This window comes from Polaromonas sp. YR568 (genome assembly GCF_943369415.1).
Classification (GTDB): Bacteria; Pseudomonadota; Gammaproteobacteria; order Burkholderiales; family Burkholderiaceae_C; genus Polaromonas.
Genome location: NZ_CALRNF020000018.1, coordinates 23,019 through 37,776, shown reverse-complemented (window position 1 = coordinate 37,776; position 14,758 = coordinate 23,019). Strand labels below are relative to the sequence as shown.

Genomic DNA, 14,758 nt, shown 5'->3' with positions numbered 1-14,758 from the left:
CCTCAGTCGTCATCACTATCCAGGCCGGCAGCTTTCGCCGCTGCTGCGGGACGGTCCGTCAGGCGGCCGGACGGAGCGCCTTGCCATTGCAGCCACCAGAAGCCCAGCACCGCCACGAGCATCAGGATGGCCACGCTGCGCCAGGCCCGTGCAACAGAGTCCTGAGGGCGGCCGGTCTTGTAGCCGGTGACCATGGCCCAAACGAGGTTCTCACGGTGCAACCAGCTGGCAGCCAGCACGCCGGCAATATGCACCCCCACCACCGCCAGCATGGTGTTGGCGGCCAGCTCATGCAGGTCTTCCAGCCAGCCGCCGTCAAGGTCGTTGTAGGTGGCCCAGCCCGTCGCCGCGATCAGCGCGGCCAGCCCCAGGAGCGCCACGATGGCCATCGCGCCGGCCGGGTTGTGTCCGATATGGTGCTCCGGCCGGCGGCGCAGCAACGCACGCAGGTAGCTTGCCACCGCGCGCGGTCCGCGCACAAAGCTGGAAAAGCGCGCATAACGCGTACCGATCAGGCCCCAGAGCACACGAAAGATCACCAAACCGGCCATGGTGTAGCCCAGCGTGACATGCAGCAGTCGCCAGCTTTCGCTTTCGGCGGTGATGTAGGCCCCCGTGAAACTGAGCACCAGCAACCAGTGAAAAACACGCACCGGCGCGTCCCAGACAAGCACCCTGGCCACGGCCTGTGCCTGAGCGGGTATTTCAGCCGAAGGTGTGGCCGCCGTGTCAGCGGGGGATGCGGATGTCGCGCTCATTGAATTCTCCTTGGTCAGCTCGTGTATGGCAGGCGATGCAGTTGGCCGCGCTTTTGACCGCCGGCAGTTTCCAGGTGGCGGGTGCCACCTCATCGTGTTTGCGAACGAACCACGCGGAACGGGTGATGCGATCCTGCGGCGGCTCTTGCGCCGCGCGTCTGTAGGTACCCGCGCGGGCGTCCAGCCAGACGGTCAGGTCTTTGACCGTGGCCGCGTCCAGCGAAGCGTCGGTGCCGTAATGGTTCTTCAGGTTGCCCATCACGCGCTGCCACGACGCGGCAGGCAGCATGCCCGGCGGGTAAGCCACATGGCACGCCGCGCATTCCTGCTGGTACTTCGGCAGCAGCGGCACCAGACGCCCGCCATCGGCCAGCGCGGTGTGCGCCACACCCACTGCGGCAAGCAGGCCGGCGCAGTATTTGTAGAAGCGGGAACGAAGGCGGCGAATCATGTGTTTTCCTTTCAGGGGGTGTTACCGGCGTCAGGGCTTGAGCGTGAGCAGCCAGCTCAGCACATCGGCCTTTTCGGCGGCGCTGCATTCGCGACCCAGCACGTCGTTGCAGTTGCGGCGGAACCATTTTTCGGTTTTCACTGCGTCCGTGAAACGCTCAGGGTTGAAGGCCGGCGCCAACGGGGCGAGCGACTTGCCGGTGGATGCGTGTTTGCCGGCCTGCGTGGGCACGGCACCGTGGCAAGAGGCGCAGTTCCATTCGCGGCCCTGCCGTGTGGTGAACAGCTGCTGGCCCCGGGCCGGCACGGCCGGCGCACCCGCCTGGGCGGTGTAGCCGCCCAACATCTCCGCCGGCGTGGCTGCCTGGGCGACCTGCGTATATACCGTGCCCGCGAGGCAGGCCGCGGCGATTGCTAGGCAGAGACCCCTGCGGCATGGGGGCGACGACGAAAAGTTCATTGGAGACACCTCTTTTTGGAATGACTTCATGATGTTGCGCCGTCCTTAGGGTTTTCTTAAGCGGGATGCGCTGTGCCCGAAATTGCGGCCGCATGCGGTGCCAACCGTGTTTGATATGCCCGTTTGACCAGAATCAAACGGAGTTCCCGGCCCCGGTCTATCCTCTTCCCATGCACACCGCAGACGATGCCCTTGTGTCCGCCCGCGAACTGGTCCATACACTGGCCGGTGTTTTGCCTGCGCGGGTGATAGAGACGCACATCTCCTGGGTGCTGCTGGGGCCGGAGCTGGCCTGGAAAATCAAGAAGCCTGTCCGCCTTCCTTTCGTCGACTACACGGGCCTGCAGGCCAGGCGGCATTTCTGCGAAGAAGAAGTGCGGCTGAACCGGAGGCTTGCGCCTTCGCTCTACCTGGGGGTCACGCGCATCACGGGTACACCGCACTCACCGGAATTGGATGGCGAGGGGCCGGTGCTGGAATACGCGGTGCGCATGCGCCGCTTTGCGCCGGGTGCGCTGTTCAGTGAAAAAGCCGACGCCGGCGAACTGGGTACGGCCGACATTGACGAGCTCGCCGCGCTGCTGGCGGGCTTTCATGAAAACGCACCGCGTGCGGACGCCGCCGGCGGTTTCGCGGGCGCACCGCAACGCCGGCAGGCGGCGCTGGCCGCGCTCGACGGCGCGCGGCCGCTGATGGACGATGCCGCGCACGCCGCGCTCGGCGCGTGGCTGGAGGCCGAGGCGGCGGCCCTTGCGCCGCTGTGGGCCGCGCGGCTGGCGGACGGCCGTGTGCGCGAATGCCACGGCGACCTGCACCTCGCGAATATCGTGCGCCTGGATGACGGTGTCGCGGCCTTCGACGGCATCGAGTTCGACCCGGCGCTGCGCTGGATCGACGTTATTGACGACATCGCCTTTGTGGTGATGGACCTTTGGGCCAACCAGCAGCGCGACCTGTGTTTCCGCTTCCTCAATGCCTGGCTGGATGTGACGGGCGAGCACGGCGGCCTGCCGGCCTTGCGCTTTGCGGTCGTCTACCGGGCGCTGGTCCGGGCCCAGGTGGCGCAGTTGCGCGATGCCGGCAGCCCGGCCGCGCGCCGCTACCTGGACACGGCGCTGGCCTGGGCCGCGCCGGCCGCTGCCCACGCGAGCGCCCGGCTCTCCATCACCCATGGCTTGCCGGGCTCCGGCAAGACCTTCGCCTCGCAGCGCATCGTGGAGCACGAAGGCGCGATCCGCCTGCGCTCCGACGTGGAGCGCAAACGACTGCACGGCCTGGGCATGCTGGAGGACTCGCGCGCCAAAGGCGTGGACCTGTACCAGGCCGAGGCCGGCGCGCGCACCTACGCGCACCTTTTTGCCATGGCGCGCACGGCGCTGCGCGCGGGCTACCCGGTGATACTCGACGCGGCCTTCCTGCGCCGCGCCGAGCGCGACCAGGCGCATGCGCTGGCACTGGACCTGCGCGTGCCGTTCGGCATCGTGGACTGCGAGGCGCCGCTGGACGTGCTGCGCGCGCGCCTGCTGGCACGCCGCGGCGATGCTTCCGAAGCCGATGGCGCTGTGCTGAACCGCTTGCGGGAAACGGCGGAACCGCTGTCCTCGTCGGAGCGCGCCTACGCGCAGGCGCCCTTGGCCGGGTAATGCACTCCGGCCCGGACTTGCGCTTTATCAAGGCCGGTGGCGTTTGCCGCGCCTACAGTGGCAGGAAGGACCGCCATGCAAGTACCTGCCCAAGACCCCCTCCCCAACCGCCTGCGCCTGCGCAGGCTGGGCATAGACACCTATCAGGAGCCGGTGCTGTACATGCACCGCGACTGCCCCGTCTGCCGTTCGGAAGGCTTTGAGGCGCAGTCGCGGGTGGAGCTGCGGCTGGACGGCCGCACCATTGTCGCGACGCTCAACGTGGTCAGCGGCGATTTCCTGTCGCCCGATGAAGCCGGCCTTTCCGAGGCCGCCTGGCGCCTGCTGGACGCCCGGCCGGGCGCCGAGGTGTCGCTGCGCCATCCCGCGCCGCTTGAATCGCTGGGCCATGTGCGCGCCAAGGTCTACGGAAAGCGCCTGGGCCAAGCGGCCATCGATGCGGTGATTCAGGACGTGGCGGCGGGCCGCTATTCGGACCTGCAGCTGGCGGCCTTCGTCACGGCCTGCGCGGGCGAGCACCTGGACATGGACGAAACCATTGCGCTGACGCGCGCCATGGTCAACGCCGGTGAGCGCATGCAGTGGGGCGAAGGCCTGGTGATGGACAAGCACTGCGTGGGCGGCCTGCCCGGCAACCGGACCACCATGGTCATCGTGCCCATCATCGCGGCCTGCGGGCTGCGCATGCCCAAGACCTCGTCGCGCGCCATCACCTCGCCGGCCGGCACGGCCGACACCATGGAGACGCTGGCGCCGGTGGACCTGGACGTGGCGCAGATACGCCGCGTGGTCGAGCGCACCGGCGGCTGCATCGTCTGGGGCGGCTCCGTGCGGCTCAGCCCGGCCGACGACATCCTGATCCGCGTCGAGCGCCCGCTGGACCTCGACAGCCAGGGCCAGCTGGTAGCGTCCATCCTGTCGAAGAAGGCGGCGGCCGGCGCCACGCATGTGCTGATCGACATGCCCGTCGGGCTGACCGCCAAGGTGCGCAGCGCGCATGCCGCGAACCAGCTAGCCCGGCAGCTCGAGCAGGTCGGCCATGCGCTGGGCCTGCACATGCGCGTGGTGCAGACCGACGGCGTGGCGCCCGTGGGCCGCGGCATAGGCCCCGCGCTGGAGGCGCGCGACGTGCTGTCGGTGCTGCGCCGCGAGGGCGCTGCGCCGGCCGACCTCGCCCAGCGCTCGCTGCACCTGGCCGGACAGATTCTGGAATTCGGCGGCGCGGCGCCGGCCGGCGGCGGCACGGCGCTGGCCACCACCGTGCTGGAGGACGGGCGCGCCTGGAAAAAATTCCAGGAAATCTGCGAAGCCCAGGGCGGCCTGCGCGAACCGCCCGTCGCCCCCTGCCGCCAGCCCGTGCCCTCGCCGCGCGCGGGCACGGTGATCGCCATCGACAACCGGCGCCTGGCCCGCATCGCCAAGCTCGCGGGCGCGCCCACCTCGCCCTGCGCCGGCATCGACATGAATGTGCAGCTGGGCGCGGTCGTGGAGCGCGGCCAGACCTTGTTCACCCTGCACGCGGCGTCGCCGGGCGAGCTGGCCTATGCGCTGGAATACGCCACCGGGCAGGCCGAAGCCGTGCATGTGATGGAGGACGCGCGGTGAAACCCGACCCGCTGCTGGTCCTCGCCCTGCCCGGCGGCGCCCCGCTGGCCGCGGCGCTGGCGCGCAGCCTGCGCTGCGGCTGGAGCGAACTGGCGTTGCACCACTATCCCGACGGTGAAACCGGCGTGCGCATGGACGCCTCGGTCAAGGGCTGCCGCGTCGTGCTGGCCGGCAGCCTGAACCAGCCGGACGCCAAGACCCTGCCCCTGGTGTTTGCCGCCGACGCGGCGCGCGAGCTGGGCGCCTCGCAGGTCGGCCTGGTGGCGCCCTACCTGGCCTACATGCGGCAGGACAAACGTTTTCACCCCGGCGAGGCCGTCACCTCGCGCAGCTATGCGCGGCTGCTGTCCGCGTCGCTGGATTTCCTGGTGACCGTCGACCCGCACCTGCACCGCGTGCACAGCCTGGGCGAGATCTATGCCATCCGCACGCAGGTGGTACCGGCCGCCCCCTTGATTGCCCGCTGGCTGCGCGGCCACGTTGCATCACCCTGGCTGATAGGGCCCGACGAGGAAAGCGCGCAGTGGGTCGCCGAAGTGGCTGAACTGGCCGGCGCGCCCTGGACCGTGCTGCGCAAGACACGGCGCGGCGACCGGGACGTGGGCGTGAAGCTCGCCGGCCGCGAGCGCCGGCCGGGGCGCGTGCCGGTGCTGGTCGACGACATTGTTTCCACGGGCGAAACCATGCTCGCCGCGACACGCCTGTTGCTCAAAGCCGGGCTGGGCGCGCCCGTGTGCATCGCCGTGCACGCGCTGTTTGACGCTGAGGCCCAGCGCCGCCTGCTCGACGGCGGCGCGTCGCGCGTGCTGAGCTGCGACACGGTCACCCACCCTTCCAACGCCATCCGCATGGCGCCCTTGCTGGCCCGCGCCGTGCGCCAGATCAGCGCGGGCAAGGTCCCCGCCTGAAACCCACGGATAACCCAAGGAGATCGCATGAACCCAGTCCCCTCTCCCCTGCCCGCCGCGCCACTGCCAGCCAGTGCCGGCGGCGGCCTCCTCAAGCGCGCCGGCCTGGCCGCCGCGCTCGCGGCATTGCTGGCGATTGCGTGGATGCCGGCGCTCGAAGGCCTGCCGCGCTCCGGCCAGCTGATGCTGGCCATCCTGGCCTTTGCGGTGATTGTCTGGATGACCGAGGCGCTCGACTATGCGGTGAGTTCGGTGGTGATAGGCGCGCTGATGATCTTCCTGCTGGCCTGGGCGCCCGATGCGGCCAGGCCGGGCGGGCCCGCCATGGGCACCGCGGCGGCGCTCAGCCTGGCCCTGTCCGGGTTTTCCAACAGCGCGGTGGCGCTGGTGGCCGCGGCCTGCTTTATCGCCGCCGCCATGTCGGCCACCGGTCTGGACAGGCGCATTGCCCTGAAGGTGCTGTCCAAGGTGGACGCCGGCACCAACCACATCGTGATCGGCGCCATGGCCACCGGCTTTTTGCTGTCCTTCATCGTGCCCAGCACCACGGCCCGCGTGGCCTGCCTGGTGCCCATCATGATGGGCTTCATCCTCGCCTTCAAAGTGGATAAACGGAGCCGCTTCGCCGGCCTGCTGGTCATCACCGCGGCGCAGACCGCCAGCGTCTGGAACATCGGCATCAAGACCGCAGCCGCGCAGAACATGGTGGCGATCGGTTTTATTGAAAAGCAGTTCGGCACCGGCATCAGCTGGGCCGAATGGTTTGTGGCCGGCGCGCCGTTTTCGGCCCTGCTGAGCATCGCGCTGTATTTCATCATGACCCGCATGATGAAACCCGAGATGAAGGAAATCGCGGGCGGCCGGGCCACGATACGCGATCAGCTCCAGGCGCTGGGGCCCATGACGGGCCGGCAGTGGAAGCTGCTGGCCATCGTGCTGGTGCTGCTGGGTTTCTGGGCCACCGAAAAGGTGCTGCACGACTTCGACACCTCCTCCACCACCATCGCCGCCATCGCGCTGATGCTGCTGCCGCGCCTGGGCGTGATGGACTGGAAGGAGTCGCAGCGCGGTTTTCCGTGGGGCACGGTCCTGCTGTTCGCGGTGGGCATCAGCGTCGGAACCGCGCTGCTGAAGACCAACGCCGCCGGCTGGCTGGCCGGCCTGATCGTGCAGCACCTGGGGCTGCAGCAGGCCGGCGCGTTCACGATCCTGATGCTGCTGTCGCTGTTCCTCATCGTGATCCACCTCGGTTTTGCGAGCGCCACGGCGCTGGCCTCCACCATGGTGCCCATCATCATCAGCGTGCTGCTGGCCGTGCAGACGCCGGGCATCAACGTTGTCGGCATGACCATGCTGCTGCAGTTCGTCGTGAGCTTCGGTTTCATCCTGCCGGTCAATGCGCCCCAGAACATGATCGCCTACGGCACCGACACCTTCGACGCGCGCGATTTTGTGCGCACCGGCCTGGTCATCACCCTGGCGGCGGCGGCGCTGCTGGTGATTTTTGCGCTGACCTACTGGCCGTGGATGGGCTACATGACCAAGGCGGCCTGAAAGCCCGGGAGCCGCAAAGCCTGGACCCCGCAACCGCACCAACCCAAGGAAAACCGGTATGACAACCATGAGTAAATTCGCCCTCGGCCTGATGGGCAAGCTGCGGCCGCGGCCCGCGCTGGGCGGCGCGGCCGCCGTGATCACCCTGCCGCCGCCCGACAGGCAGGGCGGCCTGCCGCTGATGGAGGCCCTGGCCGCGCGCCGCTCGCGCCGCGATTACAAGCCGGACGCCTTGCCGCCGCAGCTGCTGTCCAACCTGCTGTGGGCGGCGGGCGGCGTCAATCGCGACGACGGCGGACGCACCGCGCCTTCGGCGCTGGGCGCGCACGAAATTGATATTTATGCGGCGCTGCCGGCCGGCGCCTACCGCTACGACGCCGCCAAGCATGCGCTGCAACTGGCCGCGGGCGCCGACCTGAGGCGCATCACCGGCTACCAGGACTTTGTCGACGATGCGCCGCTGGACCTGGTCTATGTCGCCGACCATGCGCGCATGCGCTTTATCCCCGCCGGCCGGCGCGAGGCCTACGCCCACGTCGCGGCCGGGGCCATGGCGCAGAACGCCTACCTCTACGCCGCCGGCAGCGGCCTGGGCGCGGTGATACGCGCGTGGATAGACCACGCGGCGATCGCCGATGCGCTGGGCCTGACGCACGACCAGCAGGTGCTGCTGTCGCAGACCGTCGGCTACCCCGCGGGGGCCTGAGCGCCGCGGCCCTTCCCTAGCGAAACTCAGGCCGTCTGCGCGACAGTCCTGCGAAAGCTGCCCAGCGAGGCCGCGAACAGCACCAGGCCTATCACCGTGATGGCCAGCAGCTGCGGCCACACCACCGCCAGGCCCGCGCCGCGAAACAGGATGGCCTGGCCGGCCGAGACGAAGTGCGTGGTGGGCGCCACCAGCATGATGTTCTGCACCAGGTGCGGCATGCTCTCCCGGGGCGTCGCGCCGCCCGACAGCATCTGCAGCGGCAGCAACACCAGCACCAGCAGCATGCCGAACTGGGGCATGCTGCGCGCCAGGGTCGCCAGGAAGATCCCCATGCAGGTGGTGGCGAACAGATGCAGCGCGGCGGCCAGCATGAACAGGCTGACGGAGCCCTGCACCGGCACCCGCAGCACGCCCTGCACGATGACGGTGAGCGACACGCCGGCGGCCAGCAGCACGACCAGGCCCATGGACCAGATTTTGGCCAGCATGATTTCAGCCGGCGTGACCGGCATGGCCAGCAGGTGCTCGATGGTGCCGTGCTCGCGCTCGCGTATCAGCGCGGCGCCGGTCAGGATGATGGACAGCATGGTCACGTTGTTGATGATTTCCATCAGCGAGCCGAACCAGGACTGGTCCAGGTTGGGGTTGAAGCGCAGGCGCATGGCAAGCTCGACCGGCAGCACGGTTTCGGCCCGGTAGCGGTTCACGAAGGCGTTGACCTCGCCGCCCACGATCTGCTGGATGTAGCCGCTGCCGGTGAAGGCCTGGCTCATGCGGGTCGCATCCACATTGAGCTGTATGGCGGGCGAGCGGCCCGCCAGCACGTCGCGCTGGAAACCCGCCGGTATGGCCAGCACGAAGGTGTAGTCCCCGCGGTCCAGGCCGCGGTCGCCCTGCGCGGCCGTGACGCGCTGCGGCGTGGTGAAACGCGGGAGGTAAAAACTCTCGGTGATGCGCGCCGACAGCGGCGAGGCGTCCTCGTCGACGATGGCGATGGCCGCGCGGTGCAGGCTTTCGGGCATGGCGGTGGCCGCGACGTAGATCGACACGGTGAAGGTGTAGGCGATCAGCACCAGCATCATGGGGTCGCGCGCCAGGCTCCAGAGTTCCTTGACACCCAGGCGGAAAATGTTGGACAGGGACGGGTTCATGTCAGCGCGCCTGCTTTTTGAGAAGCACCACCGCAAGCCCCAGGATCACCGGCACCGCCGCGAGCAGCGGCCAGAAGGAGGCGGCCAGTTCGCCGGCGCCCAGGCCCTTGTTGAACACGCCGCGGCTGATGGTCAGAAAATGCGTGGCGGGGTAAATGCGGCCTATGAAAGCGCCCGCGCCGGAGAGCGAGGACACCGGGTTCAGCAGCCCGGCGAACTGCACGCAGGGAATGATGGTGCCTATCATGGTCACGAAGAGCGCGGCGATCTGGCTCTGGGTGAAGGTGGACACCAGCAGGCCCAGGCCGGTCGCGCAGACCACATACACCAGCGCCGCCAGCGCCAGGGTCGCGAAGCTGCCCTTGATGGGCACATCGAACACCGTGACGGCCAGCGCCGCCATCAGGAAAAAATTGAGCAGCCCGAGGGCGATGTAGGGCAGCTGTTTCCCGAGCAGGAATTCGCCGCGGGTGACCGGCGTGACGTAGAGGTTGATGATAGAGCCGAGCTCCTTTTCGCGCACCACCGACAGCGCGGCCAGCATGGCCGGGATCATCATCAGCAGCATCGGTATGACGGCCGGCACCATGGCCGGCAGGCTCTTGACGTCGGGGTTGTAGCGAAAGCGGATCTCCACCGCGGCGGCCGCAACGGGCGCCACGCCCAGCCGGTGCAGCGACAGATCGGCCAGCCACAGCTGGTGCATGGCCAGGATGTAGCCGCGTATGGTTTCGGCCCGGGCGGGCATGGCGCCGTCCACCCAGGCGCCTATCTGCGCCGGCGCGCCGCGCTCCACGTCGCGCGCGAAGCCCGAAGGAATTTCAACGGCCAGCGAGATGTCGCCGGCGCGCATGCGGCTGTCGAGTTCGGCTTCGCCGGCAAGCGGCGCCTTCTCGATGAAGTACGGCGAGCCCGACAGGTTCAGCGCGTACGCCCGGCTGAGCACGGTCTGGTCGCGGTCCAGCACCGCATAACTCAGGTTCTCCACGTCCAGGCTGATGCCGTAGCCGATGATGAACATCAGGATGGCCGTGCCCAGCAGCGCCAGCGTCGCGCGCACCGGGTCGCGCCGGAGTTCCAGCGTCTCGCGCAAGGCATAGCTCCAGGCGCGGCCGGCACTGAAGCCGCCGTGCCGCGGCGCGGCACGGGACGCGGCCGTGTCCGCAACTTGCGCGGCCGCTGCTTCAGGAGCGGCAACAGCAGCAGCCGGTACGGCGGCAGGCGCGGCTTCTTCGAGGTAGCCGATGAAGGCCTCCTCCAGCGTGGCGGTGCCGCGCGCCTGCACCAGCGCCGCCGGCGCATCGGTCACCAGCACCCGGCCCGCGTCCATCAGCGAAATGCGGTCGCAGCGCGCGGCCTCGTTCATGAAGTGCGTCGAGATGAAAATCGTCACCTGGTCCTTGCGTGCCAGGTCCACCATGAGCTGCCAGAACAGGTCGCGGGCAATCGGGTCCACGCCCGAGGTCGGCTCGTCCAGGATCAGCAGCTCCGGGCTGTGCACCATGGCCACCGCGAGCGACAGGCGCTGGCGCACGCCCAGCGGCAGGTTTTCCGGCAGGCTGTGCTGCGCGCCGTCCAGGCCGAAGCGGCCCAGCATCTCGTCGACCCTTGTCTCAATGCCGGCTTCCGGCAGGCTGAACAGCCGCGCATGCAGCACCAGGTTCTGCCGCACGGTCAGTTCGGCATACAGCGAAAACGCCTGCGACATGTAGCCGACGCGGCGGCGCGTGGCCATGTCGCGCGCATCGACCGCGCGGCCGAACAGCAACGCCTGGCCTTCGCTGGGCGCCAGCAGGCCGGTCAGCATTTTCATGGTGGTCGATTTGCCGCAGCCGTTAGAGCCCAGGAAGCCGAAGATCTCGCCGCGCCGTATTTTGAAGTCCACATGGTCGACCGCCACGAAGTCGCCGAAGCGTTTGCTGAGGCCCTGCGCCTCGATGGCATAACCCGCGCCGCCCTGCCCGGCCAGCGGCGGGATCACCACCTCGGCATGGCCGCGCCGCCGGGCTTCGGGCAGCAAGGCGATAAAGGCCTCTTCGAGCGACCGGCAACCCGTGTGCGCCTTCAGATCGGCCGGCGCGCCTGCCGCCAGCACGCGGCCGGCATCCATGGCGACCAGCCAGTCGAAGCGGTCGGCCTCTTCCATATAGGCGGTGGCGACGATCACGCTCATGCCGGGGCGGCCGGCGCGTATTTGCGCGATGAGCGTCCAGAACTGCGCGCGCGACAGCGGGTCGACGCCGGTGGTCGGCTCGTCCAGTATCAGCAGGTCCGGGTCGTGGATCAGCGCGCAGCACAGGCCCAGCTTTTGTTTCATGCCGCCCGACAGCTGGCCGGCGGCGCGCGACAAAAAGGGCGCCAGCCCGGTGCCGGCCGTCAGCGTGTCTATGCGTTGCCGGCGCCCGGCCGCGTCATGGCCGAACAGGCGGCCGAAGAACTGCAGGTTTTCCTCGACCGACAGCGTGGGATAGAGGTTGCGGCCCAGGCCCTGCGGCATATAGGCGATGCGCGGGCACACCGCTTCACGGTGGGCGGCCTCGCGCATGTCGCCGCCCAGCACTTCGACGCCGCCCTGCTGCACCTTGCGGGCGCCGGCCAGCAGGGACAGCAAGGTGGACTTGCCCACGCCGTCCGGCCCTATCAGCCCGACCATGCAGCCGGCGGGAACGGCCAGGCTGATGCCGTCCAGCGCGACGGTCTTGCCGTAGCGCAGGCCCACGCCCGAGAGCTTCGCGACCGCGGGCACTTGCAGCGACAGGGTCACTGCGGAACTTTCACCGCCAGTTCAGGCGGCCACGGCTGCTTCGGGTCCAGCCGCACCCAGGCCACGCCGGGCACGCCGGTCTTGACCTGCCGCAGGTATTTGAGCAGCAGTTCCCTGTCGATCTGCGCCTTGATGCGGAACATCAGCTTCTCGCGTTCGCTGGCGGTCTCCACCGTCTTGGGCGTGAACTGCGCGGTGCTGGCGACGAATGACACGCGCGCCGGGATCACGTACTGCGGCGCGGCGTCCAGCACGATGTGCACCTCGCTGCCCAGCGCCAGGCGGCCCGCGGCGGCTTCCGGCAGGAAGAAGGTCAGGTAGACCTCGGACAGGTCCACCATGTTCAGCAGCTTGCCGCCCGCGCCCAGCACCTCGCCCGGCTGGGCGATGCGGTACTGCACCCGCCCCGCGCGCGGCGCGACCAGCGCGCTGTCGTCGATGTCGGCCTTCACCCGGGCCAGCGTGGCGGCGGCCGCGGCCACCGCCGCGCGCGCGCCGGTCACCTGGGTGCGGGCGGCCACCACGGCGGCCTCGGCGGCCCGCACCTGCGCGCGTGTCGCGGCGGTCGTGGCCTGCGCGCCGCGCACGCGGGCCCGGTCGTCGTCCAGTTCCTGGTCGGAGGCCGCGCCTTCGCGGGTCAGTATTTCCGAGCGGGCCAGCCGGCGCTGGGCGCTGTCGAGGTCGCTCTCGCGCTGCACCACGCCGGCCAGAGCCGCCTCGCGGTCGCTTTCACGCACCGCGACCTGCGCCTCGGCGCTGGCGACGGCGCTGACGGCCTGCTGCTGCCGGGCGAGGGCCTCGTCGCGCTGCGCGTCCAGCGTCTGCACCTGCATGTGGGCCAGCAATTGCCCGGGCGAGACAAATTCGCCCTCGCCCACCAGGATGTCCTGCACGCGCCCGCCCAGCTTGGTGGCGATGTCGATCTCGGTGGCCTCGATGCGGCCGTTGCCGCTGGCAAAACCTTCCCCGGGCCCGGCCGGGTACAGCGCGTTCCAGCCATAGGCCATGGCGACGGCCGCGGCCAGCGCGGCGGCGGCGCCCGCTGCCAGCCAGGGTTTGGGGGGGAGTTTCAAGGTCATGGGTTTCCTGCTTCGCGAGGGGAAAGGGGGTTTGCCGGGGCGCCCGCAAGGGCATCGGAAGAGTCCGGCCGGCCGCCGCCGAGCGCGGCATAAAGACCGACACGGCTCGACAGCAAGGCACGCCGCAGTTGCACCACCAGCTGGCGCGCGGCCAGCAGGTCGCGCTGCGCATCCAGCACCTCCAGAAAAGCGGCCGCGCCGTTGTCGTAACGCAGCTGCGACAGCCGCGCGCGCTCGGCCTGCGCGGCCAGCGTGCCGGCGGCCACGGCCTGCTGCGCGGCCAGCCAGCGGCCCGCCGCGAGCGCGTCGGCCACGTCCCGAAAGGCCGACTGGATGGCTTTTTCGTAGTTCGCCACGGCGATGGCCTGGCGCGCCTCGGTGGCGTGCAGGTTGGCGCGCAGCCGGCCGCCGTCAAAAATGGGCAGCGAGATGGCGGGTGAAAACGTCCAGGCCCGGCTGCCCGCGCTGAACAGGCCGTCCAGGCTCGCGCTGGCCGTGCCGAAAGATCCCGTCAGGCTCACGCGCGGGAAAAATGCCGCCCGGGCCGCCTCGATGCTGGCGTTGGCCGCCAGCAGCCGGTGCTCCGCCGCCATGATGTCGGGCCGCCGCAGCAGCAGGCCGGAGGGCAGGCCCGGATCGAGCTCGCGCAGCAATCCGGCGTCGGGCAGCGGCCCGGCGGCCGCCAGCAAGGGGACCGGTTCGCCGACCAGCAGGGCCAGGGCGTTGAGCTGCTGCTCCCGCGCCTGGGACAGCTGCTCGCCCAGCAATTGCGCCTGGTCGTGCAGCACCTGTGCCTGCGTGAGGTTCAATCGCGACGTGGCGCCGGCTTCGACGCGCCGCCTGAAGATGCGCAGCGTTTCGGCGCGGCTGGCCAGGGTCTGGTTCGCGATGGCGATGCGCTCGTCCAGTTCACGCAGGCCGAGGTAGGCATCGGCCACCTGCGAGACCAGCAGCACCGTCACGGCATCGCGCCCCTCCTCGCTGGCGAGATAGCCCTGCCGCGCGGCTTCATCCTGGCTGCCGAAACGGCCCCAGAAGTCGGGCTCCCAGCTGGCGGCGATGCCGGCCTGGTACTGGCTGGTCACCATGGGGCGGCCGGTCAGGCTGAGGTCCGCCGGCACGCGGGCCCGGTCCCCGCCCGCCTGCGCGGCAAAGGCCGGCAATGCATCGGCATGCTGCAGCCGCCAGAGCTGGCGGGCCTCGGCGACACGCAGCGCGGCCACGCGCAGGTCGCGGTTGCCGCGCAAGGCCTGGGCAATCAAGTTTTGCAGCGTGGGGTCGGGAAAGTATTCGCGCCAGCCGGCGGTCGCGGGCAATGAAGATGGGCTCGTGTCCGTCCCCGGGTAGCGGCCGGGCACGGGCATGACGGGCGCCGCCACATGGGAAGCCGGCCCGGCGCAACCGGCGACCAGCAATGCCAGGGACAAACCGGCACAAGCCAGGGCGCGGGGCCACACCGTGCGCCGGCCAGGCGCGGGGGATGAAAATTCCCGCGCCAGCAGGGCGATGCGCGGACCGCGGGAAATCGTTTCGGAATGACGGGCTCTCACAGCTGATCCTTTTAGTCCGGCCGTGTTGCCGTCTCAAGCCAGATTAAGGGCTGCGGCCCCGGACCCGCTTGCGCAAGATCAAGCAAGCGGACATTCGGGGGCAATCTCCAGCCGCGCAAGCCTTCAC

Annotated in this window: 12 protein-coding genes; 5 read left to right on the top strand and 7 right to left on the bottom strand. The window is 69.5% G+C overall.

All coding sequences use genetic code 11. The features are described 5' to 3' along the window. Positions 1-2: 2 nt before the first annotated feature. From ACLV74_RS12975 to ACLV74_RS12965, 3 genes are read right to left on the bottom strand one after another with little or no spacing between them, the layout of a single operon-like run. A complete protein-coding gene (locus tag ACLV74_RS12975) occupies positions 3-758 on the bottom strand; it encodes a cytochrome b/b6 domain-containing protein (RefSeq protein WP_411879799.1) in 756 nt (251 codons plus the stop codon). After that, positions 730-1,209, bottom strand: a complete 480-nt coding sequence (locus ACLV74_RS12970) for a diheme cytochrome c (protein WP_411879798.1) — start codon at positions 1,207-1,209, stop codon at positions 730-732. The genes ACLV74_RS12975 and ACLV74_RS12970 overlap by 29 nt, the downstream gene beginning before the upstream one ends. A 30-nt stretch (positions 1,210-1,239) precedes the next feature. Further along, positions 1,240-1,668, bottom strand: coding sequence for a DUF1924 domain-containing protein (locus ACLV74_RS12965; protein ID WP_411879856.1), 429 nt, complete (start codon positions 1,666-1,668; stop codon positions 1,240-1,242). A 170-nt stretch (positions 1,669-1,838) separates the two neighbouring features. Between ACLV74_RS12965 and ACLV74_RS12960 the strand changes: the two genes are divergently transcribed. The 5 genes from ACLV74_RS12960 to ACLV74_RS12940 all read left to right on the top strand — a co-directional run bounded on the left by ACLV74_RS12960 (position 1,839) and on the right by ACLV74_RS12940 (position 8,084). Further along, positions 1,839-3,311, top strand: a complete 1,473-nt coding sequence (locus tag ACLV74_RS12960; RefSeq protein WP_411879797.1) for an AAA family ATPase — start codon at positions 1,839-1,841, stop codon at positions 3,309-3,311. Between the two features lie 75 nt (positions 3,312-3,386). After that, the gene (locus tag ACLV74_RS12955) at positions 3,387-4,916 is read left to right on the top strand and encodes a thymidine phosphorylase family protein (RefSeq protein ID WP_411879796.1); all 1,530 of its coding nucleotides are present in this window, start codon (positions 3,387-3,389) and stop codon (positions 4,914-4,916) included. Next, on the top strand, positions 4,913-5,824 hold the full coding sequence (locus ACLV74_RS12950) for a ribose-phosphate pyrophosphokinase (protein WP_411879795.1): 912 nt from the start codon (positions 4,913-4,915) through the stop codon (positions 5,822-5,824). The genes ACLV74_RS12955 and ACLV74_RS12950 overlap by 4 nt, the downstream gene beginning before the upstream one ends. Before the next feature lie 27 nt (positions 5,825-5,851). Beyond that, the gene (locus ACLV74_RS12945) at positions 5,852-7,378 is read left to right on the top strand and encodes a DASS family sodium-coupled anion symporter (RefSeq protein ID WP_411879794.1); all 1,527 of its coding nucleotides are present in this window, start codon (positions 5,852-5,854) and stop codon (positions 7,376-7,378) included. A 67-nt stretch (positions 7,379-7,445) separates the two neighbouring features. Next, the gene (locus tag ACLV74_RS12940) at positions 7,446-8,084 is read left to right on the top strand and encodes a SagB/ThcOx family dehydrogenase (protein ID WP_411879793.1); all 639 of its coding nucleotides are present in this window, start codon (positions 7,446-7,448) and stop codon (positions 8,082-8,084) included. Between the two features lie 26 nt (positions 8,085-8,110). On the opposite strand, the gene ACLV74_RS12935 is transcribed toward ACLV74_RS12940, so the two are convergent. From ACLV74_RS12935 to ACLV74_RS12920, 4 genes are read right to left on the bottom strand one after another with little or no spacing between them, the layout of a single operon-like run. Continuing rightward, positions 8,111-9,238 (bottom strand): ABC transporter permease, encoded by a 1,128-nt coding sequence (locus ACLV74_RS12935; protein ID WP_411879792.1) that lies wholly within the window; start codon positions 9,236-9,238, stop codon positions 8,111-8,113. 1 nt (position 9,239) lies between these two features. Then, a complete protein-coding gene (gene rbbA, locus ACLV74_RS12930; RefSeq protein WP_411879791.1) occupies positions 9,240-12,002 on the bottom strand; it encodes a ribosome-associated ATPase/putative transporter RbbA in 2,763 nt (920 codons plus the stop codon). Beyond that, complete coding sequence (locus tag ACLV74_RS12925; RefSeq protein WP_411879790.1) at positions 11,999-13,081, bottom strand: HlyD family secretion protein; 1,083 nt, start codon at positions 13,079-13,081, stop codon at positions 11,999-12,001. The genes rbbA and ACLV74_RS12925 overlap by 4 nt, the downstream gene beginning before the upstream one ends. Beyond that, complete coding sequence (locus ACLV74_RS12920) at positions 13,078-14,631, bottom strand: efflux transporter outer membrane subunit (RefSeq protein WP_411879789.1); 1,554 nt, start codon at positions 14,629-14,631, stop codon at positions 13,078-13,080. The genes ACLV74_RS12925 and ACLV74_RS12920 overlap by 4 nt, the downstream gene beginning before the upstream one ends. Positions 14,632-14,758 lie beyond the last annotated feature (127 nt).

What these genes read in the sequence shown, in the direction of transcription:
- ACLV74_RS12975 (WP_411879799.1), bottom strand. Translation starts at nt 758, where the DNA reads ATGAGCGCGACATCCGCATCCCCCGCTGACACGGCGGCCACACCTTCG.
- ACLV74_RS12970 (WP_411879798.1), bottom strand. Translation starts at nt 1,209, where the DNA reads ATGATTCGCCGCCTTCGTTCCCGCTTCTACAAATACTGCGCCGGCCTG.
- ACLV74_RS12965 (WP_411879856.1), bottom strand. Translation starts at nt 1,668, where the DNA reads ATGAACTTTTCGTCGTCGCCCCCATGCCGCAGGGGTCTCTGCCTAGCA.
- ACLV74_RS12960 (WP_411879797.1), top strand. Translation starts at nt 1,839, where the DNA reads ATGCACACCGCAGACGATGCCCTTGTGTCCGCCCGCGAACTGGTCCAT.
- ACLV74_RS12955 (WP_411879796.1), top strand. Translation starts at nt 3,387, where the DNA reads ATGCAAGTACCTGCCCAAGACCCCCTCCCCAACCGCCTGCGCCTGCGC.
- ACLV74_RS12945 (WP_411879794.1), top strand. Translation starts at nt 5,852, where the DNA reads ATGAACCCAGTCCCCTCTCCCCTGCCCGCCGCGCCACTGCCAGCCAGT.
- ACLV74_RS12940 (WP_411879793.1), top strand. Translation starts at nt 7,446, where the DNA reads ATGAGTAAATTCGCCCTCGGCCTGATGGGCAAGCTGCGGCCGCGGCCC.
- ACLV74_RS12935 (WP_411879792.1), bottom strand. Translation starts at nt 9,238, where the DNA reads ATGAACCCGTCCCTGTCCAACATTTTCCGCCTGGGTGTCAAGGAACTC.
- ACLV74_RS12925 (WP_411879790.1), bottom strand. Translation starts at nt 13,081, where the DNA reads ATGACCTTGAAACTCCCCCCCAAACCCTGGCTGGCAGCGGGCGCCGCC.